This window comes from Pontibacter rugosus (assembly GCF_042678745.1).
Lineage (GTDB): Bacteria > Bacteroidota > Bacteroidia > Cytophagales > Hymenobacteraceae > Pontibacter > Pontibacter rugosus.
The window spans coordinates 1-25785 of sequence record NZ_JBHTLD010000042.1 but is presented as its reverse complement, the minus strand read 5'-3'; the positions used below and the strand labels follow the sequence as shown (position 1 = coordinate 25785).

Below are 25785 nucleotides of genomic sequence, written 5' to 3'. Positions count from 1 at the left end.
ATTTAGAATCATGAAATCTCAGCAGGCGCAATGTCTGCTTATAGATATAAATATTCAGTTTGTTTTCATAGCTTGGAAAGGCACCCTGCACTGTGGGGTGTTTTTTTATTTCAATCCTGCTGTTGTGATTAAACACAAACACAAACAGCCTTTAGTTTATTGCCAGAGCTATTCCTTGGGGGAGGAATAGCTCGAAACAAAAAAGCCACTGCACTGCAGTGGCTTTTTTGTTTTATCATGTTCTATACTTGTACTTTTAAGCACAAGTATAGAACATCTCTGTATTAATGCTATTTATTAACGATCCAGTCTGATGGATTCATGTTAGAGCTGTTTTTCCAGATTTGGAACTGCAGCTCCGTGGTGCCATCGGAGTCGGTATATACCGTACCGATAGTCTCTTTGAGCTTAACTGTTTGCCCAGGCTTAACACTCACTGTTTTTAGCTTTGCATATACTGTAAAGTATTCGCCATGCTGTATCATCACGATGTTGTTCATACCAGGCACAGTGGCAACAGTAAGCACTTTTCCTTCAAATATAGCCCTGGCTGGTGCACCTTGCGCTGTTTGTATATCCACGCCACGGTTTTCGACTACAACCCCTTTTAGTACAGGGTGGTTGTGCCGGCCAAACTGCTGAGAAATAAAGCCTCGTTCTACTGGCCAGGCTAGTCTGCCTTTGTTACCGGCAAAGGAAGAGGAGGTAAGCGCCATTTCTGGCGTAAGTGTTACCTTATTGGTGCTGCCGCTTGTTGCTTTACCTGCTTCACGGGCAGCGCGTGCTGCACGGGCAATTTCCTCGCGCACAATGTCTGCAATCAGGTTATCGAGTTTCTTTACTGCCTGCTGGCGCTCCGCTACTTCCTGCTTCAGGTTTGTTTCCTGCTTACTTAGGCGTGTGATAACACTGTCTTGCTGCACCTTCAGGTTTTGGAGGCTTTTGCTTTCTGCCACCTGCTTGTTTAGCAGGTTCTTCTGTTGCCTCTTTTTTGAGTCAAGTATGGCTAGCTGGCCGCTCAGTACTGCCTGCACTTTGCTTATTTGCTCCACTTGCTTTTTCCTTGCTTCTGAATATTGCTGCAGATAGCGCAGGCGCATCACAAACTGATTAAAGTTGTCCGCAGCAAACAGGAACATAAGCTTGTTATAGCTATTCGCTGTTTTTGCGGCAGCGTAAACCATAGTGGCATACTCTGCCTTTAGCTTGTTCAGGTCATTCTGCAGGGCACCTACTATACCTTCTGTTTCTTTTACATCAGACTCGATGTAGTTGATTTCCTTAGATATGTTGCTGATAACGCCTTTCTGAACCGTAATCTTTTCCTGGATTGCGTTTAGCTGGCCAATAGAAGCTTCCTTCTGCTTCTTGGTCTGTTGCAGAATGCGGTTTGCTTCTTTAATACGGGTGAGGTTTTCCTTTTTCTCCTTCTCGAGCTGCGCTTTCGATTTCGTCTTTTGAGCCACAGTAAGAAGTGGCAGACACAGCAGAAGCAAGAAAAAGGCAAGTCTGTAAAGGGCCTTCATCAAAACGTTTAGTTCTTCTTCTCTAAGTGTACAAATATGGCAAAACTATAACGGAAGAACCAACAGGCTCAGATATTTAATTAGTTGAGACGCGCTTATACCCGCTTGGCACACTAAAGGGGAATGACAAAGGTGCATCAGCTACTGTTATACGGCTCTGGTCTAAAGTAAAACCTGACACTTCGCCTTTTTGCAGAACCTGTGCCTCCAGGCCATGTGCAAACGACACCTGCCCTACATTCTGGAAGTTCTTATACTTTACAGATATGGTATTGCCTGTGTTTTTATCCTGCACATTCAGTTGTTGCACCTTGCTGTTGAGGTTACCTATAAAATAGTCAAAAATCAGGTTCTCGCGCTGCTGCTGTACATGTTGCAAACCTTCGGCGCTCATTACTTTTTCAGCACCCTGGGCCTGATAATTACCTAGTATAATAGCCTGCACTGCCTCAAAATCAATATCTACCTGAAATTTGTTACGCAGGAAAGTATAATCAGTAGCCACATATTCTTTTTGAAGGCGATTCATGAAGTAGACGGAATCTTGGGTCATCATCATTCTAGCCGCTTCAATTCCAAGTCCTGGCAGCACAGACATCCAAATAATACTGTCTTTTTTCATCCGGATGCTAACGCCGGATGATAGATCGTTTTTCTTGTCTTTGATAGAAACCTGGCCTTTGCCGCTCAAGTAGGTATAATCCAGGTTGCTCACATTAACTTTACCAATTGTTTCAGTGGTGGCAGAGGCTGTAGTAGGTACAGTTTCTTTCTTACAACCTGCCAGCAGTATAGCTGCCAGCAGGCAAAGCAAGATATGTTTACTCATAAAGTTTCTTGTCTTTTATTTTCTTGTCTATAAAGGCTGAGGTTTCACCCTTTAGTTTAGCTTTCTGCCACTGGCTTACTGCCTCTTCCTGTTTTCCTAATTTAAACAGAACATCACCATAGTGCTCTACTACAGTGGCATCATCAGATATAGCAACGGCTTGCTCCAGGTATTTACGTGCTTCTGTGTAATTCCCCATACGATACAGCACCCATGCATGCGTGTCCAGATAAGTCGGGTTGTTGGGGTGTTTCTTTACCAAGCGCTCAGACATTTGCCTGGCGCGCTCCAGGTTCTCGTTGCGCAACGACAGGAAATAGCTGTAGTTGTTCAGGACGTGCTCATTATTAGCATCCACAGTTAATACTTCTTCGTAAGCAGCGTCTGATTTTTTAAACTCTTTAAGGGAGTTGTAGCCATCGCCTAGTTGCATGTTAAACTGCATCACCAGTTCCGGCTCACCGTTTGAAAGGCGCTTGCCATGCTCCAAAGATTTTACAGCTTTGGTAAAGTTCTTTGTAATTAAATGGCCTGTGCCGCTGTAAAACCAAAAAACAGCTTGGTTCGGAAACAGCTCCAGTGCCTGCTCTGCATGCTTCACAAGCGAATCAGGTTGCTCTAGTTCTGCATCCAGCAGTACAATTTGCTGCCATATCTTAAAATGGGAATTATCTAGATGTACCGCTTTGATATAGTTGTTGCGGGCAGTTTCTTTTTTACCCACTATTGTTTGCAAGTCAGCGGCCACAGCGTAAGCTTTGGCTTCGGAAGGGTGTGTCTGGGTAGTTAAATCTACCAGTTCCAGCGCAATGGGCTCTAACTGCGGGTTGGGTAGCTGCCTGATAAAATCTACAAGTATGCGTACTTTGGTGTCAATGTCTAGCTGTGAACTGGCAAAGGCAAGTTTTACTTCTTTATTCGACGTTTCTAAATCACCTTTCTGCCGGCTTAAGTCAGACAGCATCAGGTGTGCAAAAGGGTTGTTCGGCTCCAGGCGCAGGGCTTTATTGATAGTGGCAATGGCCTCATCAGGACGCTGCGTGGCGTTGTACAGCTCTGCCTGAGCCAGGTAATAGTTGATTTCTGTTGGGTTTGATTTCAGTAGCTTCTCGCCTTCGGCAATTGCTTTATCTACTTTCTTCTGGCGGAGGTAAATTTGCTGCCGGTTTACGTGTAGTTGCTCCATATCACCGAATTGCTTCTCAATGCGATCATAGGTGCGCAGCGCATTGTCGTACTGCGATTGTGCCAGGTATAAATCAGCGAGGTTAAAGAGGTACTCGTCTGAATTAGGGACATTTTGCAGCAAATTGTTAAAAGCCTGTGCTGCGGCATCATACTGCTTCTGCTCAGAGTGCAACTGCGAGAGTAACAGATAGTAGTATGGGTTTTTCTTTTCGAGGTTAACGGCTGCCAGCGCAAAAGGCATAGCAGTTTTTGGCTCTTTCAGCTGTAAATATGTTTCTCCTATCTTGTAATTAAGGGCAGCATTTTCAGGTGTAACTGTATAAGCCTTTTGAAAAAGCTGGAGGGCTTGTTGATAGTCCTCCAGCATAAAATATTTCATTCCATCCAGAAACAGCGCTTCGCTTATCTGCCTGTCGTTCTTAGTTACCTGAGGTCCCTTTTGTGTAGGCACAACGGCTTCGCGGGCAGTTTTAGCTTTCTTTTTTGAGGCTTGTGCCACGCTTTCGCCTGTTGCAACCAAAGCCAGGCAGCAGGAGGCAAATATAAAGTTTCTGAATGTAGTAGTCATGTGTTACTCTGCAAGTGTATTGTAGTCGCCGAGGCTGAGATCAGACGGGCGGCCTTCATACACAACAAAGTTGCCAAGCATTGAGTTTGCAACGTTGCCATTTTTGAGCTCCGTATTCTCCTGAATGATAGAGTTACTCACCACAGAGTTATAGACACTTGTATTGTTACCGATAGAAACGTGCGGCCCGATTACTGAATTCGTAATCTGCGCATTTTCACCAATGTATACAGGAGGTATAATTACTGCATTCTCCAACTTCGCTGATGAGGCTACCAAGTCTTTCTCATCCTTTATATACTCCAAATAGCGCTGATTAGTATAAACTGTTGCGTTTTTATTTCCGCAGTCGAGCCATTCAGATATAACGGCAGGTATAAACTTGGTGCCCTTGTTCTTCATGTTCTCCAGGGCATTGGTCAATTGGTACTCACCTTTGTCTTTAATGTCGTTATCAAGCAGGTACTGCAACTCGTCGCGGAGGTAAGCGCCGTCGCGGAAATAGTAGATGCCGATAATAGCCAAATCAGAGATGAATTCCTGTGGTTTTTCAACAAAATCAGTGATTTCTTCTTTTTCGTTTAGCTTGATTACCCCGTACGGGCGTGGGTCTTCTACACGCTGTACCCAAATAGTGCCGTCTGCATCGGTGTCCAGCTTAAAGTCTGCTTTGAAGAGCGTATCAGCGAAAGCTACTACCACTTTTCCTTCCAGCGATTCTTTGGCGCAAAGTATAGCGTGGGCAGTGCCAAGTGCTTCTTCCTGATAAACGATGGTGCCTTTCGCTCCGATTTTCTCAGCCACTTTTTTTAAGTCCTGCTCTACCTTCTCGCCAAAATGCCCGATAATAAAAGCTACCTCCTCGATAGGTTCGTGGCATACTTTGGCAATGTCTTCTACCAGGCGCTGTACAATTGGTTTGCCTGCAATAGGAATAAGTGGCTTAGGAACAGTAAGTGTGTGCGGGCGCATACGCTTGCCCATTCCTGCCATAGGTATGATAATCCTCATAGCTGATTTATAGTTTTAATTTATGAAAGCCGCAGTTTCTACTGGAGCCATACTTGTTATTTGTTCTTGTTTTACTTCCGTAATACGAATGCCTCACTATATTGATCGTATAAACGCTATATTTACTATACTCACAAATGGTCTGCAGTGAGTATAAATAGCATAGGGAATAACCGCGCTATCTATTTTGTGCCTGTACTGCCATAGCCGCCAGCACCACGTTCCGTGTCCTCCAGTTCCTGGGTTTCCTGCCATGCTATACGCTCATACTTGGCTACAACCATTTGTGCAATGCGTTCCCCATCTTCCACCACAAAATCCTGGTCCGATAGGTTTACAAGCAGCACCTTTATCTCGCCGCGGTAGTCTGCGTCAATAGTGCCAGGGCTGTTCACAATAGAAATACCATGTTTATAGGCTAGGCCACTTCTTGGGCGAATTTGAGCTTCGTGTTCTTCTGGCAAAGCAATAAATAAGCCTGTTGGAATAAGGGCGCGTTGTAATGGTTTCAACGTAACCGCCATTTCGAGGTTTGCCCGAAGGTCCATGCCGGCCGAGTGCACAGTTTGATAAGCTGGTAAGGTATGCTTAGATCGGTTAATGACCTTAACCTGTAAGTTTTTACTGTCCATCAATAATTGATTTATGGATTAAAATTTAAGAAACCGAGGCCGCTCTTTCAGCACTACTGCTACAGCAAAGGCAGCGCATAACGCCAGATGATAGACATGGCGGAGCCAGAAGTTCTCAACATCTATTGCTAAGGCAGCAAATACAAGTATAGCCGCCAGTGCTACATACCCCATGATCGTTTTAACAGGATAGGGGATGGGGTAGTGTTTGTTGCCAAGCAGGTAGCTGGCCACGGCCATTCCAAAGTAGCAGATAAGGGTAGCAATGGCTGAACCCATGTATCCTAGTATAGGAATCAGTAGCAGGTTAGCAACTATAGTCACTGCCGCCCCTCCAAAACTGATGTAGGTGCCAAAGTGTGTTTTATCTGTCAGCTTAAACCAAACTGATAGGTTATAGTATACGCCCAGAAAAAGGTTAGCTAATAGCAGTACAGGTACCACCATAAGGCCATCCCAATATTCTGGTCCGATAAAGTAGGCGAAATCCTCCAAGTTGGCAGATATGAACAAGAAGATAAAGGCGCAGAAGATCACAAACCATTTCATTACCAGAGCAAACGTTTGAGGCGAGTTCTTATCTTCTGCCTTTGAGAAGAAGAAAGGCTCAGCTGCGTAGCGGAAAGCTTGTATCGTTAGCGTCATGAAAATAGCTAACTTATAGCAGGCACTGTAAATGCCTACTGCGGCCATATTACTCATTCCAGGATAGAAACTCTCGGGTAGCCAGTGCTCCAGCAAGAGCCTGTCTATTACCTCATTCACCATGCCTGCCAGCCCCATAAACAGCAGGGGATAAGCATACTGCAGCATAGGTTTGAGTTGCTCCACATCAAGCTTAAAATGGAAGATCCGGAACTCACGCCAGAGCATGGGCAGCAGTAGGGCATTTGCCACCAGATTTATCAGGAAGATATAACCTACGCCAAAGTCAGGATCATATAAGTAGCTAACCAGCGGCCTTAACTCCTGCAGGTATTTGCCTTCATAAATGTTACGGAAAAAGACCAGGAAGAGCAGGTTAGCACCAACAGTAATCAAGATATTAGAGAGCTTGATAGAGGCGAATTTTATAGCCTTGTTCTGGTGGCGAAGCCAGGCAAAAGGGATGGCTACGATAGCATCTATGGCCAATACCAGTGCCAACCATACAATATACTCTTGCTGATCGGGGTAACCCATATAACGGGCAATAGCGCCTGACGCAAGCAGTAACAGGGCTGTAAAAGCTGTACTGCTGACAAGTATAGCGCTTAGCACTCGGTTATAAACCGCTTTTGGGTCGGCCTCTGGTCTGTTAGCAAACCGGAAAAAGGCTGTCTCCATGCCGTAAGTATAAAGTACGTTGAAGAAAGCCACAAAAGCATACAGATACGACACCACACCATACTCCTCTGGCAGAAATACGCGGGTGTAAATCGGAACAAGCAGGTAATTAAGGGCCCTGCCTACAATACTGCTTAAACCATAGGCAGCAGTTTGCCCGACCAATTTCTTGGCTATACTCATGTGTTCTTTTTCAGGGTCGGGGAGGCGCTTGTTAGTTTCCTGTGAAGTTGGCTTTGCGCTTCTCAACAAAGGCACTGGTGCCTTCTACAAAGTCTTCAGAGGCGCAGCAGCGGGCAAATGCATTTGCTTCTGTCTGATAGCCGTTTTCATCTTTGTTGAACACCGCATTCACACACTCAATCACTAACCCAATTGCCAGTGGAGCTTTGCTTAATATTTTACCCATGATTTCTCCGCATTTCTCAAGCAGCTGCTCTTGCGGCACTACATGGTTTACCAGACCTAGCTGAAGTGCCTCCTGTGCATTTATCATATCAGCCGTCATCATGAGTTCCATGGCCTTGCCTTTTCCAACTAACTGAGTAAGGCGCTGTGTGCCGCCGTATCCGGGAATTATGCCTAAGTTTACCTCTGGCTGGCCAAAACGGGCGTTTTCGGCGGCAACACGCATGTGGCATGCCATGGCAAGCTCACACCCACCGCCTAAGGCAAACCCATTTACAGCAGCTATTACTGGTTTGTTGCTGCGCTCAATCATGGCAAACACTTCCTGCCCACGCTCAGCAAAACTACGTGCTGTTACCTCACTTAGCTCAGCTATTTCTGTAATGTCGGCACCTGCTACAAACGCTTTTGGTCCTGCGCCTGTAAGTATGGCTCCTTTTATCTCAGCATCATCATACACCTGCTGTATGGCGTTTTTTATTTCTGTTACAGTATCTATATTTAATGCATTTAGCTTGTCTGCCCGGTTGATGGTAATGATTAGTATACCATTTTGCAGATTTAGCAGAAGATTGTTGTACGTAGCCATAGGTTGTGTCAACTCTGGTTATAAATCGTTTTCTTTGTTACAAATATAGGGATTTAGTTCTATCCCGAAACAGCAGGGGCTGTAGCTGCTAACGTGGTTTGATGAGGTAAAGGTGCAGTTATACGCGTGCTCCTGCTGATGTATAAGTTTGTTCTGTTATCCTAAATTATACGTTTCATGAGTTTTTTTTCGGAGTTTAAGAAGTTTGCTGTTAAGGGAAATGTCATCGATCTGGCTGTGGGTGTTGTGATTGGTGCAGCTTTCGGCGCCATCACTAAATCTTTGGTGGATGATATCATTATGCCGCCGCTTGGCCTGCTCATCAGCGGTATAGATTTCAGCTCTCTACAGCTCGTGCTCAAACAGGCTGTGGTTGAGAACGGTGAGGTTGTAGCAAAGGCCGTTACCATTAACTACGGCAATTTTCTTCAGGTACTCATCAATTTCCTGATTATCGCTTTCGCTATATTCTTATTAGTACGTGTGATAAACAAAACGCGCGAAACTGAAGCCGCCAAACCTGCTCCACCTGCTAATAAGCAAGAAGTACTGCTGGCTGAAATTCGTGACCTGCTAAAAGGCCAGGCACCTGATGCCGCAGCCGAGCCTCACGATAAAGTTGTTTAATAAATTATTAAATGCATGTTTCTTTCTAATACAAAGACCTTTCTACTTACGCTGTTTATTTTATTTGCCTCAACTGCCATTGCTCAACAGACTCCTGTAGACACTGTAAAGGCTTGGGATTTTAGTGGTGTGGGCACCCTTAATTTTAGCCAGGTTAGCCTTACAAACTGGGCAGCAGGAGGCCAGAACTCCCTCTCAGTACTTGGCATTACTAACTTGCGTGCTGATTACAAACAAGGCAAGAGCACCTGGAACAATTCGCTTGATTTTACATACGGTCTGGTGAAGCTGGAGGGAAACCGCATGCAAAAAAGCGACGATAAACTGGAGCTTAACCTGAAGTATGGCTACAGGGCCTCTAAGCGTTGGTACTACACGGGGCAGCTTAATCTTAAAACGCAGCTAACGCCAACTTATTCTGTTACCCGCGATACCTTGCTGTCTAGCTTTTTCTCTCCTGCTTATATCCTTACGTCTATTGGTATGGATTACAAACCCAATGATAAGCTATCAGTTTTTATATCCCCGTTAACTGGTAAGTATACAATCGTAAAAAGTCAGTATTTGGCTGACAGAGGTTTTTTTGGTGTGGAGCCTGCTGACAAAGATTCGGAAGGAAATATAATACCGGGTACGGGAGAGCATTTCCGCAAAGAGTTTGGTGGCTATGTCAACATCCGCTATAAAAACGAGATAATTGAGAATATCACCTGGCAGTCAAAATTGGATCTGTTTACAAACTACCTGCAAAACCCCCAGAATGTAGATGTTAACTGGGAGAACCTTGTAAGCTTTAAAGTTAACAAGCTCATCTCTGCTACATTGTTTGCCCACCTTATTTATGACGATGACGTTAAGGTGAATGTTGACCGAAATGATGATGGACAGATTGATGGAAAAGGGCCTCGGATACAGCTAAAGCAGACACTAGGTATCGGAGTTTCGTACAAATTTAAATAGAAGGAATTTCCTCTTGATAAGATGTGTTATTGTAAAAATGTATACTTTTAGAGCGTCTTTGCGTTGTATACAAAGAACATTAACAATGCTTTATGAAGAAACTAATTCTGCTGCTGTTTTCTCTTGGAATTGTACTTTTAGCACAAGAAGCCAATGCACAATCTTCTTTAAGTAGTGATGCTGCTAAAGATGAGTATTGGGGAACGGCTAAAGCTGAAACTCGTGGATCGTCTGTGAGTGCAGCTGGTCAGCGAAGTGTGGGTTTGGATACGCGTTATAATACGTATGAAGGTAGCCAGCGTAGTAGCTTTGCGAAAAGAAAGATTGCCAATAGTAAGCGCATGAAAGAAATTCTCAAAAAAGAAGAGAAGATGATGAAAAAGCACAAGCGTGATAAAAGACGTTTGCGCCGAAACTCTAATAATTAATTATACCACTTACTGTATAAAAGAAAGGCTGCCTTGGATAAGGCAGCCTTTCTTTTTTTCGCAGGTATAGCTTATACCTGCCAACTCTGTTGCTTTGATTCTAAGAATCACTTTGAAGTTTTTCAATCATGCACTAACGGCCTCACGCTTCTAAACTAAGTACAATCTCCGCAGCTGGTTTACGAGGTGAAAGTGCCTTTCGATAAAGCTAACAGCTTACTTCTCTGCTGTGTGCTTGTAGCGGTTTGGTAGATGAGAAGGCTTTCTTAAAAAGAGAATCCCCGGTTACACAGGTGCAACCGGGGATTCTCTTTTATTTATATCAGGAAGGCTTAGCTTACAGCGTACGCTTCACTTCTTTCTCTACATAAGCTTCTACCACGTCTCCAACTTGGATGTCGTTATAGCCTTTCAGACTGATACCACACTCATAGCCTTGTCTTACCTCGGCTACGTCGTCTTTAAAACGTTTCAGAGCTAGTATCTCACCATCGTGTACTACGATGCCATCACGTACCAGGCGAACCTTAGCGTTTCGCTGTATTGTGCCGTCTGTAACCATACAACCTGCAATGGTGCCAACCTTCGTGATTTTGAATACTTCACGTACTTCTACGTTACCTGTAATCTCTTCTTTCAGCGTTGGAGCCAGCATGCCTTCCATGGCATCTTTCACTTCATTGATCGCATCGTAGATGATAGAGTATAAGCGCACATCAATTTGCTCCTGCTCTGCCAGTTTACGGGCGTTTTGTGAAGGACGAACCTGGAAACCAATAATGATCGCATCGGATGCCGAAGCAAGCAATACATCGGATTCTGATATGGCACCTACACCTTTGCTGATGATGCTCACCTGCACTTCAGGAGTAGATAGCTTCAGCAAAGAGTCAGCAAGTGCTTCCACGGAACCGTCCACGTCACCTTTCACTATCACGTTAAGCTCCTTGAACGTACCTATTGCCAAACGACGACCGATTTCATCCAGTGTAATGTGCTTACGTGTGCGCAGGCTTTGCTCACGCTGTACCTGAGAGCGGTTGGATGCAATCTCACGTGCCTCACGCTCAGATTCCATTACAAGGAACTTGTCTCCGGCCTGTGGTGCACCGTCCAGACCAAGAAGCTGAACAGGTGTTGATGGTCCTGCTTCTTTCATCTTTTTACCGCGGTGGTCAGTCATGGCTTTTACTCTACCGTAGTGAGCACCGGCTAGTACTACATCACCAATTTTAAGCGTTCCGGTTTGTACCAGCATCGTTGCTACATAACCACGGCCTTTATCAAGTGATGCTTCTATAACTGTACCAACAGCCTGACGATCCGGGTTAGCTTTCAACTCAAGAAGTTCAGCCTCTAACAAGACTTTCTCCAGCAAGTCCGGAATACCAAGACCTGATTTTGCAGAAACTTCCTGAGACTGGTATTTACCACCCCATTCTTCTACAAGTATGTTCATCTGAGCCAGCTCCTCACGAACTTTGTCCGGATTAGCAGTTGGCTTATCAATTTTGTTCAGTGCAATAATAATCGGAGCACCGGCTGCCTGTGCATGGTTAATGGCCTCTTTGGTCTGTGGCATCACCGAGTCGTCGGCCGCTACCACAATAATAACTACGTCAGTTACCTTGGCACCACGGGCACGCATGGCCGTAAAGGCTTCGTGACCCGGTGTATCTAAAAACGTAACCGCACGGCCACTTTCTGTTTTTACTTTATAGGCACCGATGTGCTGCGTAATACCACCGGCCTCACCGGCTGTAACGTTAGCATTTCGGATGTAGTCCAGTAAAGATGTTTTACCGTGGTCAACGTGGCCCATGATCGTAACGATTGGTGCGCGTTCTTCCAGGTCTGCCTCATCATCACTTATTGTGTCTTCAAGAGCCTGCTCATCTTCAGAAGTGATAAACTCTACGTTATAGCCAAATTCATCAGCAATTACCGTGATGGCTTCTGCGTCTAATCGTTGGTTTATCGAAACGAACATGCCTAGCTGCATACACACCTTAATCACGTCGTTAACGCTCACATCCATCAGAGAAGAAAGATCGTTGGCAGAAACGAATTCAGTTACGCGCAGTGTCTTAGACTCTGCCTGCTCCTGCATACGGCGTTCTTCTGTAGCATCAGCAATGGCTGAGCGCTTTTCACGTCGGTATTTAGAGCGGTTACCTCCACCACCACCTTTGCCACCACTAAGTTTGGCAAGTGTAGCTTTGATCTGCTCTTGTATTTGCTTATCAGTAACTTCTGCTTTAACTGGTCTGGCAGGGCTTGCTCCTCTTGGAGCTGGTCTTCCGCCTGGGCGGTTGCCACCTGGGCCTCCGCCTGGTCTGTTACCTTGAGGAGGACCGGCAGGGCGATTGCCTGCTGGACGATTGCCTTGCGGGCCTCCGCCTTGTGGACGGTTACCCTGGCCTTGCTGGCCTCCACCGCCTTGCTGCTGTCCTTGTCCTGGGCCCTGACCTTCAGTAGCCACCATAATTCTTTTGCGCTTCTTCTTACCCTTACGGTCATCAGAAGATGCGACAGGCTTAGAGCCTTTTCTTCGCGACTCTACCGGCAGTTCTATTTTGCCAAGTACAGTAAGCCCTTTAAGCTGGTTCGCTTTGGATGTAACCTTTTCTATATCTTCTTTATTTTCTGTGCTTTCGTTAGCGTTGGCTGCAGGAGAGGCCGGTTGCTGTGGCGCCTTATCTGCAGTTGCAGCTGGCTCTTTAGGAGCCGGTGTTTCTTCAGTTGCTTTAGGTGCAGCGGGTTCTGCTGGTTTAGGAGCAGGTGCTGCAGCCTGTGGCTGAGGAGCCTGTGCTTGTGGCTGCTGAGGCTTGGCAGGAGCTTCAGGTGCTTTAGCTACAGGTGTCTCAGGAGCAGGCGTAGCCTTTGGCTCAGCTGCTTTCTCTACCTTAGGAGGTAGCGGAGGTCGCTCTTCTTCTTTAGGAGCTGCTGGCTTTGGAGCCTCAGGTGCCGGAGTTGGAGCAGGAGCCGGAGTTTCTGCTGCTTTTGGCGCAACCGGAGCAGGTTTTTCTTCTGCTTTCGGGGCTTCTACAGGTTTAGGCTCTTCCTTCTTCGGTTCTGCTGGCTTAGGCACAGGCCTGCCTTTTGCATCCAAATCAATTTTACCCAGCACCTTAATGCCCGGTAAATTAGATGAGATTTTCTCAATAGGCTTTTCCTCTGGTGCAGGGGGTGCTGCTTCAGGTGCTTTAGGCGCGCTTCCGTTTTTGATCAGGATTTCCTGCTCTGGCTCGCTTGTCTTTTTCGGCTCTGGTGCTTGCTCTGACTCAACAACCTGGTTGCCCTGTGGCTTTTTGCCAATATGTATTTCATCTGCCTCCTGCTTTTCTTGCATAGAGGAAGCAAACTCTTTAGCCAGCATATTGAACTGATCTGCTGTGATTTTGGTAGTTGGTTTATTTTCTACCTCAACCCCTTTAGCAGAGAGGTAATCTACAATAGTAGATGTACCAATGTTCAAAGTTGTCGCAACCTGTTTAAGCCTCCTTGTTTTTTCTTCTGCCATTTTGTTCTAATATGCTGTCTTTTAATTCTGTCTTTAAAAATTATAGTTGCCCTACATAGTCAGATAAAAGATGGGCTCCGGGTAATTCTTTTTCAAAATTAACGCAATAGAGCTCAACTCACAACTATTGATTTTCTTCTTCCTCTTCCAACTCTTCACGAAGGATAGAAAGCACATCGTCAATAGTTTCTTCTTCCAGCTCAGTGCGGCGTAACAAGTCTTCTTTCGTTACTGCCAATACGCTTTTTGCTGTGTCGAGGCCAATGCGTCTTAATTCTGCAATTACCCAATCTTCTATCTCATCTGTAAACTCTTCCAGGCTGATGTCTTCTTCATACGTTTCAGACTCACGGAATACATCAATTTCCAGGTCAACCAGCTTGCTTGCCAGTTTGATGTTCTGACCACCTTTACCAATGGCAAGAGACACTTGATCCGGCTTCAGGAAAACTGAAACACGACCAGTCTCATTGTCAATCTTCATGCTGCTGATTTTAGCAGGGCTCAGGGCGCGCTGTATATACAGCTCCACGTTGTCAGTATAGTTGATAACGTCGATGTTTTCGTTTTCCAACTCACGCACAATGCTATGTATACGGGAACCTTTCATGCCTACGCACGCTCCAACCGGATCTATACGGTCATCAAAAGATTCTACGGCTACTTTAGCACGCTCACCTGGCTCACGCACAATTTTCTTGATGGCAATAAGGCCGTCAAAAATCTCCGGAACTTCGTTTTCAAACAATCGCTCCAGAAAGGCAGGGGCTGTACGAGAAAGTATGATCTTCGGGTTACCGTTCACAATCTCCACACGCTGCACCACGGCACGTACCTGGTCGCCTTTGCGGTAGCGGTCTTTCGGGATCTGCTCTGCCTTAGGAATAAGCAGTTCGTTCTCTTCCTGATCCAGCAATAACACCTCGCGGTTCCATACCTGGTACACCTCACCAGAAATGATTTCACCAACTAAGTCTTTGTATTTCTGGAACAGCAGTTCCTTTTCCATATCCTTGATGCGCTGGATAAGTGTCTGACGCGCTGTAAGGACAGCACGGCGACCAAAATCCTCCAGTTTCACCTCTTCCGATACTTCTTCGCCAACTTCAAAGTCAGGCTCAATTTTACGAGCGTCTGACAAACTGATTTTATCGTAGTCCCAGATGTCTTCAGAGTTGTCGTCCACGATTTCTCGGTTACGCCAGATCTCTAAGTCACCCTTCTCCACGTTCAGAATGATGTCAAAGTTCTCATCGGTGGCCCACTTTTTACGAATCATGGTGCGGAATACATCCTCCAGGATGCGCATCATGGTCGGGCGGTCTATGTTCTTGAATTTCGCAAATTCGGCGAACGACTCGATCAGGACTGAACTGTTCATTATTTTATCATTTAAAAGAGATTACAACATTTGCTTTTACAATGTCCCCAAAGGGTATCTGCACAGGCACATACGTTACCTTTTTGCCTTTTTGTTTTACTTCCTCCAGCATGTTCAGGCCCTCTTCGGTTACCTCTTCCAGCTTACCGGTTTTCTCGGTGCCATCCTGTAGTTTTACTTTCAGGTTGCGGCCGGTGTTGCGTTTAAACTGCTGTGGTTGTGTTAAAGGGAAATCTACTCCAGGGGAGCTTACCTCCAGTACATAGGCCATATCAGGCCCAAAGATTTCCTCAATCTTTTTGTTGATGCGGCGACTTATAGTAGCGCACTGGTCTATCGTTATGCCCTGCTCGCCATCAGCCAGCACTATAATTTTAGGTCTGGCAGGAGAGTCAGATACAGAAACGTCTACGATAAACAAGTCGTTATCCGGTAGCCCCGCCTGTGCCATTTCTCTTATGTTCTTTGCTGTAAGTTCCATAGCAAACGGTTAAGAAATAAAGAAGGGGACTTCTTGTCCCCTCAGCTCTTTGGAAAAATATTGCTGCAAATTTACTACAAAATCATTATATACACAACTGTTTATGTATACAAGGCCTTTATTAAATAATTTACACCAGCTATTTCTTTAAGATTTGAAGGGTTATAACCTTGCATTTTAGAACCGGGCATAGCAGCAAAAGCTATAATGTGTAACAAAAGGCTTTCGTTAATAGTTCGTGTTGGGCTACTGTGTGTATATACGCGCTGAAGGTTTGATTTATAATGCAGGTGGGGTGATATACATAGGTTCATTATTTGTAAGTTTGCTTTTGTGTCAGGTACATTTAAAAAAATAAGGCGCCGTGTGTGGCTCATCTTAAACATTGTGGTGGTGTTTTGGATGTTGATAGGTGTGCTGTGCCTTCAGGTGCCGCCAAGCGAGTTCTGGCCAGCTGGCTTTGTAGCTTTCTCGCTGCCAGTGCCTTTGGTACTCAATTTCCTGTTTCTCATTTACTGGGCGCTGCGCCGCTCGTGGCTGTTGGTGCTGCCGTTTGCCGGTCTTATACTTGGCTGGACCTACTACGCCCGCTTGTTTGCTATCAACCTTGGGCAGGAAATACCAAAAGAAGCAAAAACGCTGCAAGTGCTAAGTTTTAACACGCACATCTTCAATGCTTATGATGGTAAACAGCGCACTGCTTCAGGCGTTTCTGAAGAAATGGTAGATTGGATTGCTACACATCCGGCAGATGTGTTCTGCTTGCAGGAGTTTTACAACAACCGTAATACAGGTGGATACAACACAGCAAAAAGGATCGGTGTTCGTCATAATAAGGAGATGTATTTCTCAATAGGTGAGTTTGGGCGTAAGTATGGAGACATTGGAATCGCTATTTTCTCAAAGCACCCGATCATTGACAAAGGAGCAATTCATTTTACTAAAAAGGAAAGTATAAACCGTGGCGTATGGGCTGATATTGTACTAGAGGGTGATACCATAAGAATTTATGCTGTGCACTTACAGTCCATGAGTATTAGGGCGGCAGACATAGAGAATACGTACTCAGCTATTGGTAATGAAGAAAGCTTTAAGAAGGAGAGTCGTAATTTAGCGCGCAGGCTCAAGAGAGGCTTTATAGCCCGTGCTGTACAAGTAGAGCAGCTGTTGGAGCACGTTCGTAAGTCGCCTTACCCGGTCATCGTATGTGGGGATTTCAATGATATACCTTTCAGCTATACGTATAATCAATTAGCAGCAGAGCTCCAGAATTCCTTTGTGCAAGCAGGTAACGGTATCGGGAGCACGTATAACGGCATACTGCCTTTCCTGCGCATTGATAACCAGTTTCATAGCGAGGGGTTAAAGGCCTACAACTACGAAACACATTATGAGATGGGGCTCTCAGATCATTTCCCGATTTCTGCCACGTATGTATTGGAGCCGAAACCAGAAGAGGAGCGTTAGGGGAAAGACGGCAATATTTTTTTAGCTTTGAACAAAATTTAGCTGCACAAATAAGAGCGGCTAAGTATAAAAGTGCGACACCTGCCAAGGTGTTTATACTTCATAAACCATGCAACAAAAACTGAATCTGTACAATACGCTGTCGCGAAAGAAAGAAGAATTTGAGCCTCTGCACGCTCCTTTTGTAGGAATGTATGTATGCGGCCCAACCGTGTATGGTGAGCCACACCTGGGCCATGCCCGCAGCGCCGTTACGTTTGATGTGCTGTACCGTTACTTAAAGCACCAAGGGTATAAAGTACGCTATGTGCGTAACGTAACTGATGTAGGCCACTTAGAGAATGACGCAGACGAAGGGGAAGATAAAATCCAGAAAAAGGCTAAGCTGGAAGACCTGGAGCCGATGGAGGTTGTAAATCATTACACCAATATCTACCATCAGGAAATGAAGGCCTTAAATGTGCTACAGCCGGATATAGAGCCACGTGCATCCGGGCATATTATTGAGCAGGTGGAGATGATACAGGAAATCCTGGATAACGGCTTTGCCTACGAAGTGAATGGCTCTGTGTATTTTGATGTGAAGGCTTATAACGAAAAGCACAACTACGGAAAGCTGTCGGGGCGCAACATTGAAGACCTGCTTGGAAACACCCGCACGCTGGATGGGCAGGAAGAGAAGCGATCTTCTTTTGACTTTGCCCTCTGGAAAAAGGCTTCACCAACACACATCATGCGTTGGCCTTCGCCGTGGAGCGATGGCTTTCCGGGCTGGCATTTGGAGTGCTCAGCCATGAGTCGCAAATACCTGGGAACCACCTTCGACATACACGGCGGCGGTCTGGATCTGATGTTTCCGCACCACGAGTGCGAGATTGCGCAGAGCCAGGCCAGCTGCAACCATACGGATGCTGCCAAATACTGGATTCACAACAACATGATCACAGTAAATGGACAGAAGATGGGTAAATCGCTGGGCAACTTCATCAACTTGAGTGAGCTGTTTAGCGGCAACCACGAGATGCTGGAGCAAGCTTATAGCCCGATGACAATCCGCTTCTTTATATTGCAGGCACACTACCGCAGTACCCTGGATTTTAGCAACGAAGCACTGCAGGCTGCTCGCAAAGGTTATACAAAACTGATGAACGGTTTGCGTGTGCTCAAAAAGCTGTCTTACCCGCAGGAAACAACGGAAGTAGCTCCTGATGCTAAGCTAAACGAAGAGCTGCTGAAGCTAACGGAAGATTGCTTCCGTGGGCTTAACGATGACCTCAATACAGCCCGCACTATAGCCGCGTTGTTTAACCTGCTTAAAAAGATAAATAGCTTATACTTAGGCCAGATTGCCATAGAGCAATTAGCGCGTGGTACGTTTGACACCATACGCAACACTTACCAGGAACTGGTGCTGAATGTGCTGGGCCTGGAAGAGGAGCCTGTCGGTGATATGGATGAAGTACTTGGTCTGGTGCTAAGCTTTTACAAAGAGGCAAAAGAGCAGAAGGCTTACGATAAAGTAGATATAATTCGGGCAGAGCTTAAGAAGCAGGGAATTGCTATAAAAGACATGAAAACCGGAATTGACTGGGCTTATGAAGAGTAGGGTAAGGCTCTTGGCTGCACTTTACTGCGGTGCTGCTGTAGCATTGGTTAGCTGCGATTCTTCTGAAAAGGGAGGGGTGCAGGAGGTAGGCGAGCAGGAGCAAACTGCTACTGTTGTGCAGGCTCCTGCCTTTAATGCTGACTCAGCTTATGCCTTGGTAGCGAAGCAGGTTGCTTTTGGGCCGCGTGTGCCAAATACCGCAGCGCACAATGCTGCCGGTGAGTGGATAGTGAGCAAGCTGAAAAGCTACGGCGCAAAGGTGCAGGAGCAGCAGTTTCAGATGCGAGCGTATGACGGCACCATGTTGAATCTACGTAACGTAATTGCCTCTTATAACCCGGAGGCTGCCAACCGTGTGCTGCTTGCGGCCCACTGGGATACCCGCCACGTAGCCGATAAAGACGAAAATAACCCAAACACCCCAATTGATGGTGCCAATGATGGAGCCAGTGGGGTAGGTGTATTGCTGGAGATTGCCCGAATTATGCAGCAGGCAGAGCAAAAGCCAGGCGTTGGAGTAGACCTGATCTTTTTTGATGGAGAAGACTATGGCCAGCCAGACGGAAGCCCACAGCCATACATGGCAGATTCGTGGTGCCTGGGTTCGCAATACTGGAGCAAGAACAAGCATGTGCCCAATTACCGCGCCAACTATGGCATATTGCTCGATATGGTGGGAGCTGAGAACGCCCGCTTCGCCCGAGAAGGCCACTCTATGCAGTATGCCAAAGAAATAGTTGACAAAGTATGGAAAGCAGGCAATAGCATCGGGTACTCAGATTACTTTAAGTATACAGATGCTCCGGCCATCATAGATGATCATTATTATGTAAACACGCTCGGTAATATCCGCATGATCGACATCATCGAGTACAGCCAGCGCGATCCAAACGACTATTTCGGGCCGTACCATCACCGGCATACCGATAACATGGATATCATCAGCAAAAAAACACTAAAGGCAGTAGGGCAGACAGTGCTGCATGTGTTGTACAGCGAATAAAATCTAAACAGCAAGTATAAAAGAAAAGGCCTTCCGTAGCAGGAAGGCCTTTTCTTTTATACTTGCTGTTTATACTTAGTTGATGATGTTTTCCTGCGCCATCTTCTTCACTGTTATTTCAGAGAACGTATCAGCAAAAGAACTTAGGCTTGCTGGGTCGTAGCTTTTAGACTGCGCAGACCATACCAGGTTTTCGTTACTGGTTTCGTACAGGTTGGTTTCCAGGAAGTAGATTTTCTCCTTTGTGTAGTAGCCCGGCTGGTACAAGGTAGGCGACATATAACCATAGTAGCCTCTAAACGTGTTGTAATAGCCAAAGCGTGAAACTGGTGCGTAAGCAGTATTGCCAGGCACATAACGTGTATCAGTTTCCTGGTCTACCACGGCCACTGTTAGAATGCCATCAAACCCGTCGCTTGTAATACGGTCCAACATCATATCAGCCGGCGACTCTGAGCCGCTCATCATGCTTGGAGGGAATAGGTCTATACTTTTAGTTGCTTTTATGCCGCGGGCCTGTAGTTGCTGCTGCAGTTGATCTTCTATAGTCTGGCGCGCCTGCACATTGTCTGTCATGGCTGCCACTACTACGTTGTTGAAAGTTCTGGATGTAGCTTGAGGGCTTTTCCAGGTTCCGGTAATTTGAGTAGACGGTGCGCAGCTATACATGCCAGCGGCCATTACCACACAGGCCAGTACATATAATAGTTTCTGAGAGGATCTTCTTATGCTTGTTTTCATTTTAGTCTTGTTTAGTAGTGTCTTATATTACTAACTGTAACGGTAGTATTATGTTTAGGATGCCTGAACAGGTGTAGGAAGGCAAGGTGTCATATTTTATTTATACTTAGAAATGCTTAAGTTGAGAAGCCAAACTAACCTAAACTTTATCACCCTTGCATTTTATGATACGAAACCAAAAGCTTCTGGCAGCACTTGGGCTTGCAACGCTCCTGAGCACCGGCCAGATGCTGGCGCAGGAGCAGCCGCATGTTTTCAAAGGAGCTAAAATTATCACGGTAGCGGGCCAGCCTATCGAAAACGGCGTGCTGGTGGTACAAAACGGAAAAATCACTGCCGTTGGCACCGCAGACAAAGTACGCATCCCTAAAAACGCGCAGGAGTTCGATATGACGGGCAAAGTGCTGATGCCTGGTTTAGTAGATACGCACTCGCACCTGGGGGAAGGCTCTGGTGGCGACAGCTCTGCACCGCTACACCCTGATGTACAAATCATAGATGGCATCAATCCCCTTAGCGATACTTTCAAGCGAGCCCTGGCAGGCGGCATCACGACTGTAAACGTTATGCCTGGCTCTGGCCACCTGATGAGCGGACAGACGGTATACCTGAAAATGCGTGACGGGAAAACCATTGGCGACCTCACCTTTTGCGACGATATAATCAACGGCATATGCGGCGGTATGAAAATGGCCAATGGTACCAATCCAATGCGTTCAGCACCTTTCCCCGGCACACGCGCAAAATCAGCGGCAATGGTAAGGCAGTTGTTTGTAGACGCACAGGCCTACAACAAAAAGGTAAAAGCTGCCAAAGGCAAAGCCGATAAAATGCCAGAGCGCAAACCTAACCTGGAGCCGCTGGTAGAGATTCTGGATGGCAAGCGTATTGTGCACTTCCATACACACCGCTACGACGATGTGCTTACGGCCCTGCGCCTGCAAAAAGAGTTTGGCTTTAAGCTGGTGCTGCACCACGTAAGCGAAGCCTGGAAAGCAGCCGATGAGATTGCCAAAGCAGGTGTTCCTGCCTCTATCATCACGCTGGATTCTCCAGGTGGCAAGGCGGAGGCCGTAGAGGTGAGCAATGCCAATGGTGCCGCACTTGAGAAAGCAGGTGTGCTCACCGCTTTCCATACGGATGACGGCATTACCGACTCACGCTTGTTTATGCGCAATGTAGCACTTGCTGTGCGTGCAGGCATGAGCCGCGAAAAAGCCATTGAAGGCATCACGATTGCCGGTGCCAAAATGCTGGAACTGGACAACCGTGTGGGCTCACTGGAGAAAGGCAAGGATGCCGATTTTATCGTGCTAAGCGGTGAGCCATTCAGTGTGTATACCAAAATTGAGCAGACCTGGGTAGAAGGCCAGAAACGCTTCGACCTTGCCAACCCACAAGATAAAGCCTACGCCACCGGCGGCTTCCGCGCCTACGACGGTATACTTCATTATCATGCACATTAAGAAAGATGCTAGATACTAGACGTTAGATTTTAGATATCACTGCTAAGGGGTACTGCTTCTCTTATAGAAGAAAATCTAATGCCTAACGTCTAGTATCTAAAATCTTAAAAAAAGATCAAGATGAAAAAACATATACAATTAGCTTCTGCCATACTTGCCGGGTTGGCTATACTTGGCGTGCAGCAGGCGGAGGCGCAGATTGCCGTGAAAGGCGAAACGGTTTATACGATGGCCGGAGTTCCTATCAAAAACGGGGTGGTGCTGTTAAAAGATGGTAAGGTGGAGGCGGTGGGTGCTAACCTGCAGGTGCCTCAGCACTACAAAGTATACACGGCTAAAGTCGTAACGCCAGGCTTGGTGGATGCACATACTACGGTGGGCCTGGCCGGTATCTACAATATCCCTGCCGACCAGCAGCAACTGGAGCCAACCGCACCCATACAACCAGAACTCCGCGCTCTGGATGCCTATAACCCTAATGAGCAACTGGTGGAGTGGGTGCGCAACCATGGTGTAACGACCATCAACACCGGCCACGGCCCGGGTGGGCTTATCAGCGGGCAAACCATGACGATTAAAACATCTTCGGATGGCTTTGCCACTCTAATGGATACCACCAACATGGTCGTTTTTACACTTGGCGCTACGGTAGGTGAGCACTACAACTCACCTAAAACATCAGCCAAGGGTATGGCCATGTTGCGCTCCGAGTTGCAGGCGGCACAGGCGTATGCTAAAAAGTCAGCTAACTCAGATGTAAGTAAGCGCCCGGACCGTAACCTGAAAATGGAATATCTGGTGGGGGTGCTCAACGGCAAGTATAAAGCACTAGTCACCGCCAACCAGTCGCAGGATATTATGGCGGCACTGCGTTTGGCAAAAGAGTTTAACCTGAGCCTGGTGTTGGATGGTGCTGCGGAGTCATACTTGCTGCTGGACGAAATAAAGGCCGCCGGTGTGCCAGTTATACTTCACCCAACCATGGCCCGTGCAAACGGAGACACTAAAAATATGTCGTTTGAAACGGCGGCTATACTTGCAAAGGCTGGTATCCCTGTAGCTATTCAGAGTGGGTTTGAGCAATATGTGCCGCGTGCGCGGGTGCTGTTGTTTGAAGCAGGTGCTGCCGTTGCCAACGGCATGACGCCAGAACAGGCATTAGCTGCCATCACCACCACACCTGCCAAAATCATCGGTTTAGACAAACGAGTGGGCTCTTTGGAGAAAGGCAAAGACGCCGATCTGGTGCTGTATGACGGAGATCCGTTTGAATACACCTCGCATGTTTGTGCCGTAATCATAGATGGAAAAGTAGTGAGCGAAGAGTGCAACTAGAAATAGTTCTAAGTGTACGCATCTGCTTGTGCCTGCCAATGCAAAATACATGTGCCAGTTCCTGAGTCTATACTAGTGTCACCTTTTTGTGATAAGTAGAACCGGACTAGATGTAGCGCATGGTGGCAAGCTGAATACGGCTGCTTTTACATCAACCACGTGTCTGGTGCAGGTCTACATGTGGTACACGCACAACTTTTTAGAGAAGTTCAAGTAAAGAGAGGCGTGGCGAGCCATGCGCTTGCCATACCGGTTACCGGTGCCTGCCATGCTATGAAAAACATCGCGGCAGAAAGCCTGAAAGGGCTTTGCCGCTTTAGTAGTAAATGGAGAACAGTGTATGCTTTCGTTCTCCGTCTGTGTTATAATTGCTACATAGGCTATATTTCTGAGCGGAAAAACATGCAAGTAGGTGTAGAACTGCTGCATGCAATTCAGGATGTGTACTTAACAAATGAGATTACACTCGCTTAATTTGTAGCAGAACTGCCGATTATTACATATTTTTGTGACCTGCCTTTGCTGTACCCGTTGCTGGGTGGCCGGGGCAGGTCACTTTCTTTAGGCACCTTGCTGTGTGGTGAGGTGCGCAATAAACTTAAAAGTGCGGAATGCACGCTGTTAACTATGATGCCTTGGTTTAAAAGAGCAGATAAAGGAATCCAAACACCTACTGACCAGAAGAAGGAAACCCCGGACGGATTGTGGTACAAGTGCCCGAACTGCAAAACCGTGACAAGTATGGCCGAGCACCGCAAGAACCTGAGTACTTGCGTGCAGTGCGATCATCACGACCGTATCGGTTCTAAAGAGTACTTTGCCATTTTATTTGATGATAATGATTTTACAGAGTTAGATGCGAACCTGACATCAGGCGACCCGCTAAACTTTGTAGATACTAAGGCATACCCGCAGCGTATTGCCTCCACGCAAAAAGCTACTGGTTTAAAAGATGCTGTACGCTCAGCTTATGGCAAGATCAATGGCCAAAGCATTACTATAGCCTGTATGGATTTCGCCTTTATCGGGGGCTCTATGGGCTCAGTGGTAGGGGAGAAAATTGCCCGCGCTATAGACCATGCCCGCAAAACACGCACGCCTTTCCTGATGATCTCTAAATCAGGTGGTGCCCGTATGATGGAAGCCGGTTTCTCGCTGATGCAAATGGCAAAAACATCTGCCAAATTAGCTTTGCTATCTGAAGAAAAACTGCCATACATTTCGCTTCTGACAGATCCGACTACAGGTGGTGTAACGGCTTCTTACGCTATGCTAGGCGATTTTAATATCTCTGAGCCTGGTGCCCTGATTGGTTTCGCTGGTCCGCGCGTGATCAAAGAGACCATCGGCAAAGACCTGCCTAAAGGCTTCCAGAGTGCAGAGTTTGTACTGGAGCACGGATTCCTTGATTTTATAGTGGACCGCAAGCAACTGAAGAACAAGCTAAGTGAGCTGCTAAGTATGGTTCTCCTGCAAGAAGATATAACAACTGCACCAAAAGTTAAGAAGGTGTCCAAGGCCTCTTAAACGAAGTATAAATTTCTGAAAAAGTCTGTCAGCTACTGTTGGCAGACTTTTTTTTATGCCTATGGCAGAAGTATGAGCGTAACTTATCTAGTAAGTATAAAATATTTTAAATAGCAGTCATACATTTTGGCACAGGAGTTGCGTTAGCTGTGGTAAGTATGAAATCTATAACTTTAAACTGAATCACATTTACCAAATTTATACTACCATGAAATTAATAAAACTATCTCTGAGCTCTATGTTAGCTGCCACTCTGTTGTTCTCTTCTTGCCAAACGGCAGCTCCTGTAGCTGGATCAGGCAATACCGAAACAACTACACAAGCTAAAACAGAGGAAAAGGAGGGAATGAAGAAAACAACTAAAGGCGGTCTGATTGGTGCTGGTGGTGGTGCTGTAATCGGGGGCCTGATTGGTAACAGACTGGGCAATACAGCGGCAGGTGCCATTGTGGGGGCTGCTGTAGGTGGTGCAACAGGTGCTGTTATTGGCCGCCGCATGGATAAGCAGGCAGAAGAATTAGAGAAGTCTATGGAAAATGCGAATGTAGAGCGTGTAGGCGAGGCTATCCGGGTAAACTTTGACTCAGGTATACTTTTCGCAGTAAACTCTGCAGAGCTAAGTGCTACTGCTAAACAAGATATCCAGAAGCTGGCTAAAACCCTGCAGGATTATCAGGGCACAAACGTAATCATCGAAGGCCATACTGATAATACCGGTTCTTATGAGTTGAATCAGAAGCTTTCTGAGCGTAGAGCGGAGTCTGTTGCAGCGTATGCACGTAGCCTGGGTGTAGCTGGCTCACGCTTACAAGCTAAAGGATACAGCTACGACCAACCTATTGCTGATAACACTTCTGTAGAAGGCCGTAAGCAAAACCGTCGCGTAGAGATTATTATAGTGGCTAACGAGGAGTTGAAAAAAGCTGCTGAAAGCGGTGAAGTGAAATAGCTATAGAACACCACACAAAAAAGAGCGCCGGCCTTTTATAAGGGTCGGCGCTCTTTTTTTTATGAAAAACTCCTTTTTCTTTCAGTCGTTAAAAAGAGTTGTGTTTCAGTATAAGCTGCTGTTTATCAGCTATGGATATACTTGCATTACGACTACTAAATATGGGAGTGCAAAATATTTCAAGTAATTTAATATAACATTTTTAGAATATAAG

At 46.2% G+C, this 25785-nt stretch carries 23 protein-coding genes; 12 read left to right on the top strand and 11 right to left on the bottom strand.

Annotated elements, in window-relative coordinates:
- Window positions 1–190, top strand: a 190-nt coding sequence (locus ACFQ2O_RS06830; protein ID WP_377524471.1) for a hypothetical protein, incomplete at its 5' end; no start/stop codon positions are given.
- 100 nt (window positions 191–290) lie between these two features.
- Here the strand turns inward: ACFQ2O_RS06830 and ACFQ2O_RS06825 are convergent.
- The 7 genes from ACFQ2O_RS06825 to ACFQ2O_RS06795 form a co-directional block, all read right to left on the bottom strand.
- Window positions 291–1466, bottom strand: coding sequence for a murein hydrolase activator EnvC family protein (locus tag ACFQ2O_RS06825; RefSeq protein ID WP_377524468.1), 1176 nt, complete (start codon window positions 1464–1466; stop codon window positions 291–293).
- 136 nt (window positions 1467–1602) lie between these two features.
- Window positions 1603–2355, bottom strand: a complete 753-nt coding sequence (locus ACFQ2O_RS06820; RefSeq protein WP_377524466.1) for a DUF4292 domain-containing protein — start codon at window positions 2353–2355, stop codon at window positions 1603–1605.
- A complete protein-coding gene (locus tag ACFQ2O_RS06815; protein ID WP_377524463.1) occupies window positions 2348–4111 on the bottom strand; it encodes a tetratricopeptide repeat protein in 1764 nt (587 codons plus the stop codon). The genes ACFQ2O_RS06820 and ACFQ2O_RS06815 overlap by 8 nt, the downstream gene beginning before the upstream one ends.
- Before the next feature lie 3 nt (window positions 4112–4114).
- The gene (locus ACFQ2O_RS06810) at window positions 4115–5122 is read right to left on the bottom strand and encodes a sugar phosphate nucleotidyltransferase (RefSeq protein ID WP_377524460.1); all 1008 of its coding nucleotides are present in this window, start codon (window positions 5120–5122) and stop codon (window positions 4115–4117) included.
- 182 nt (window positions 5123–5304) lie between these two features.
- A complete protein-coding gene (dut, locus tag ACFQ2O_RS06805) occupies window positions 5305–5754 on the bottom strand; it encodes a dUTP diphosphatase (RefSeq protein ID WP_377524457.1) in 450 nt (149 codons plus the stop codon).
- A gap of 18 nt (window positions 5755–5772) precedes the next feature.
- A complete protein-coding gene (locus ACFQ2O_RS06800) occupies window positions 5773–7329 on the bottom strand; it encodes a lipopolysaccharide biosynthesis protein (RefSeq protein WP_377524454.1) in 1557 nt (518 codons plus the stop codon).
- Window positions 7295–8077 carry an enoyl-CoA hydratase/isomerase family protein gene (locus tag ACFQ2O_RS06795; RefSeq protein WP_377524451.1) on the bottom strand — a complete coding sequence of 261 codons (783 nt, stop codon included), beginning with the start codon at window positions 8075–8077 and terminating at the stop codon, window positions 7295–7297. The genes ACFQ2O_RS06800 and ACFQ2O_RS06795 overlap by 35 nt, the downstream gene beginning before the upstream one ends.
- A gap of 177 nt (window positions 8078–8254) precedes the next feature.
- Between ACFQ2O_RS06795 and mscL the strand changes: the two genes are divergently transcribed.
- From mscL to ACFQ2O_RS06780, 3 genes are all read left to right on the top strand, one after another.
- Window positions 8255–8704, top strand: a complete 450-nt coding sequence (gene mscL, locus ACFQ2O_RS06790) for a large-conductance mechanosensitive channel protein MscL (RefSeq protein WP_377524448.1) — start codon at window positions 8255–8257, stop codon at window positions 8702–8704.
- Between the two features lie 15 nt (window positions 8705–8719).
- The gene (locus ACFQ2O_RS06785) at window positions 8720–9664 is read left to right on the top strand and encodes a DUF3078 domain-containing protein (protein ID WP_377524445.1); all 945 of its coding nucleotides are present in this window, start codon (window positions 8720–8722) and stop codon (window positions 9662–9664) included.
- 92 nt (window positions 9665–9756) lie between these two features.
- Complete coding sequence (locus ACFQ2O_RS06780) at window positions 9757–10092, top strand: hypothetical protein (protein ID WP_377524442.1); 336 nt, start codon at window positions 9757–9759, stop codon at window positions 10090–10092.
- A 337-nt stretch (window positions 10093–10429) separates the two neighbouring features.
- Here ACFQ2O_RS06780 and infB read toward each other — a convergent pair whose 3' ends face one another.
- From infB to ACFQ2O_RS06765, 3 genes are all read right to left on the bottom strand, one after another.
- Window positions 10430–13615 carry a translation initiation factor IF-2 gene (gene infB / locus ACFQ2O_RS06775; protein WP_377524438.1) on the bottom strand — a complete coding sequence of 1062 codons (3186 nt, stop codon included), beginning with the start codon at window positions 13613–13615 and terminating at the stop codon, window positions 10430–10432.
- A gap of 124 nt (window positions 13616–13739) precedes the next feature.
- Window positions 13740–14996 carry a transcription termination factor NusA gene (gene nusA / locus ACFQ2O_RS06770; RefSeq protein ID WP_377524434.1) on the bottom strand — a complete coding sequence of 419 codons (1257 nt, stop codon included), beginning with the start codon at window positions 14994–14996 and terminating at the stop codon, window positions 13740–13742.
- Window positions 14997–15003: 7 nt separating this feature from the next.
- Window positions 15004–15477 (bottom strand): ribosome maturation factor RimP, encoded by a 474-nt coding sequence (locus tag ACFQ2O_RS06765; protein ID WP_377524431.1) that lies wholly within the window; start codon window positions 15475–15477, stop codon window positions 15004–15006.
- Between the two features lie 366 nt (window positions 15478–15843).
- Between ACFQ2O_RS06765 and ACFQ2O_RS06760 the strand changes: the two genes are divergently transcribed.
- The 3 genes from ACFQ2O_RS06760 to ACFQ2O_RS06750 all read left to right on the top strand — a co-directional run bounded on the left by ACFQ2O_RS06760 (window position 15844) and on the right by ACFQ2O_RS06750 (window position 19553).
- Window positions 15844–16944: an endonuclease/exonuclease/phosphatase family protein gene (locus ACFQ2O_RS06760; protein ID WP_377524428.1), complete on the top strand. Its 1101-nt coding sequence runs from the start codon at window positions 15844–15846 to the stop codon at window positions 16942–16944.
- 109 nt (window positions 16945–17053) lie between these two features.
- Window positions 17054–18550, top strand: coding sequence for a cysteine--tRNA ligase (gene cysS / locus ACFQ2O_RS06755; protein ID WP_377524425.1), 1497 nt, complete (start codon window positions 17054–17056; stop codon window positions 18548–18550).
- The gene (locus tag ACFQ2O_RS06750) at window positions 18540–19553 is read left to right on the top strand and encodes a M28 family peptidase (RefSeq protein WP_377524422.1); all 1014 of its coding nucleotides are present in this window, start codon (window positions 18540–18542) and stop codon (window positions 19551–19553) included. Before cysS ends, ACFQ2O_RS06750 begins: the two co-directional genes overlap by 11 nt.
- A gap of 75 nt (window positions 19554–19628) precedes the next feature.
- Here the strand turns inward: ACFQ2O_RS06750 and ACFQ2O_RS06745 are convergent, their stop codons facing one another.
- Window positions 19629–20294 (bottom strand): hypothetical protein, encoded by a 666-nt coding sequence (locus tag ACFQ2O_RS06745; protein WP_377524419.1) that lies wholly within the window; start codon window positions 20292–20294, stop codon window positions 19629–19631.
- A gap of 164 nt (window positions 20295–20458) precedes the next feature.
- Here ACFQ2O_RS06745 and ACFQ2O_RS06740 point away from each other — a divergent pair, with 164 nt between their 5' ends.
- From ACFQ2O_RS06740 to ACFQ2O_RS06720, 5 genes are all read left to right on the top strand, one after another.
- On the top strand, window positions 20459–21760 hold the full coding sequence (locus ACFQ2O_RS06740) for an amidohydrolase family protein (RefSeq protein ID WP_377524417.1): 1302 nt from the start codon (window positions 20459–20461) through the stop codon (window positions 21758–21760).
- 120 nt (window positions 21761–21880) lie between these two features.
- Window positions 21881–23095, top strand: coding sequence for an amidohydrolase family protein (locus tag ACFQ2O_RS06735; RefSeq protein WP_377524413.1), 1215 nt, complete (start codon window positions 21881–21883; stop codon window positions 23093–23095).
- A gap of 88 nt (window positions 23096–23183) precedes the next feature.
- Entirely contained in the window at window positions 23184–23312 is a 129-nt protein-coding gene (locus ACFQ2O_RS06730; protein WP_377524410.1) for a hypothetical protein, read from the top strand.
- A 413-nt stretch (window positions 23313–23725) separates the two neighbouring features.
- Entirely contained in the window at window positions 23726–24622 is an 897-nt protein-coding gene (gene accD, locus ACFQ2O_RS06725; protein WP_377524474.1) for an acetyl-CoA carboxylase, carboxyltransferase subunit beta, read from the top strand.
- Window positions 24623–24830: 208 nt separating this feature from the next.
- A complete protein-coding gene (locus tag ACFQ2O_RS06720) occupies window positions 24831–25571 on the top strand; it encodes an OmpA family protein (protein ID WP_377524408.1) in 741 nt (246 codons plus the stop codon).
- Window positions 25572–25785: the final 214 nt, after the last annotated feature.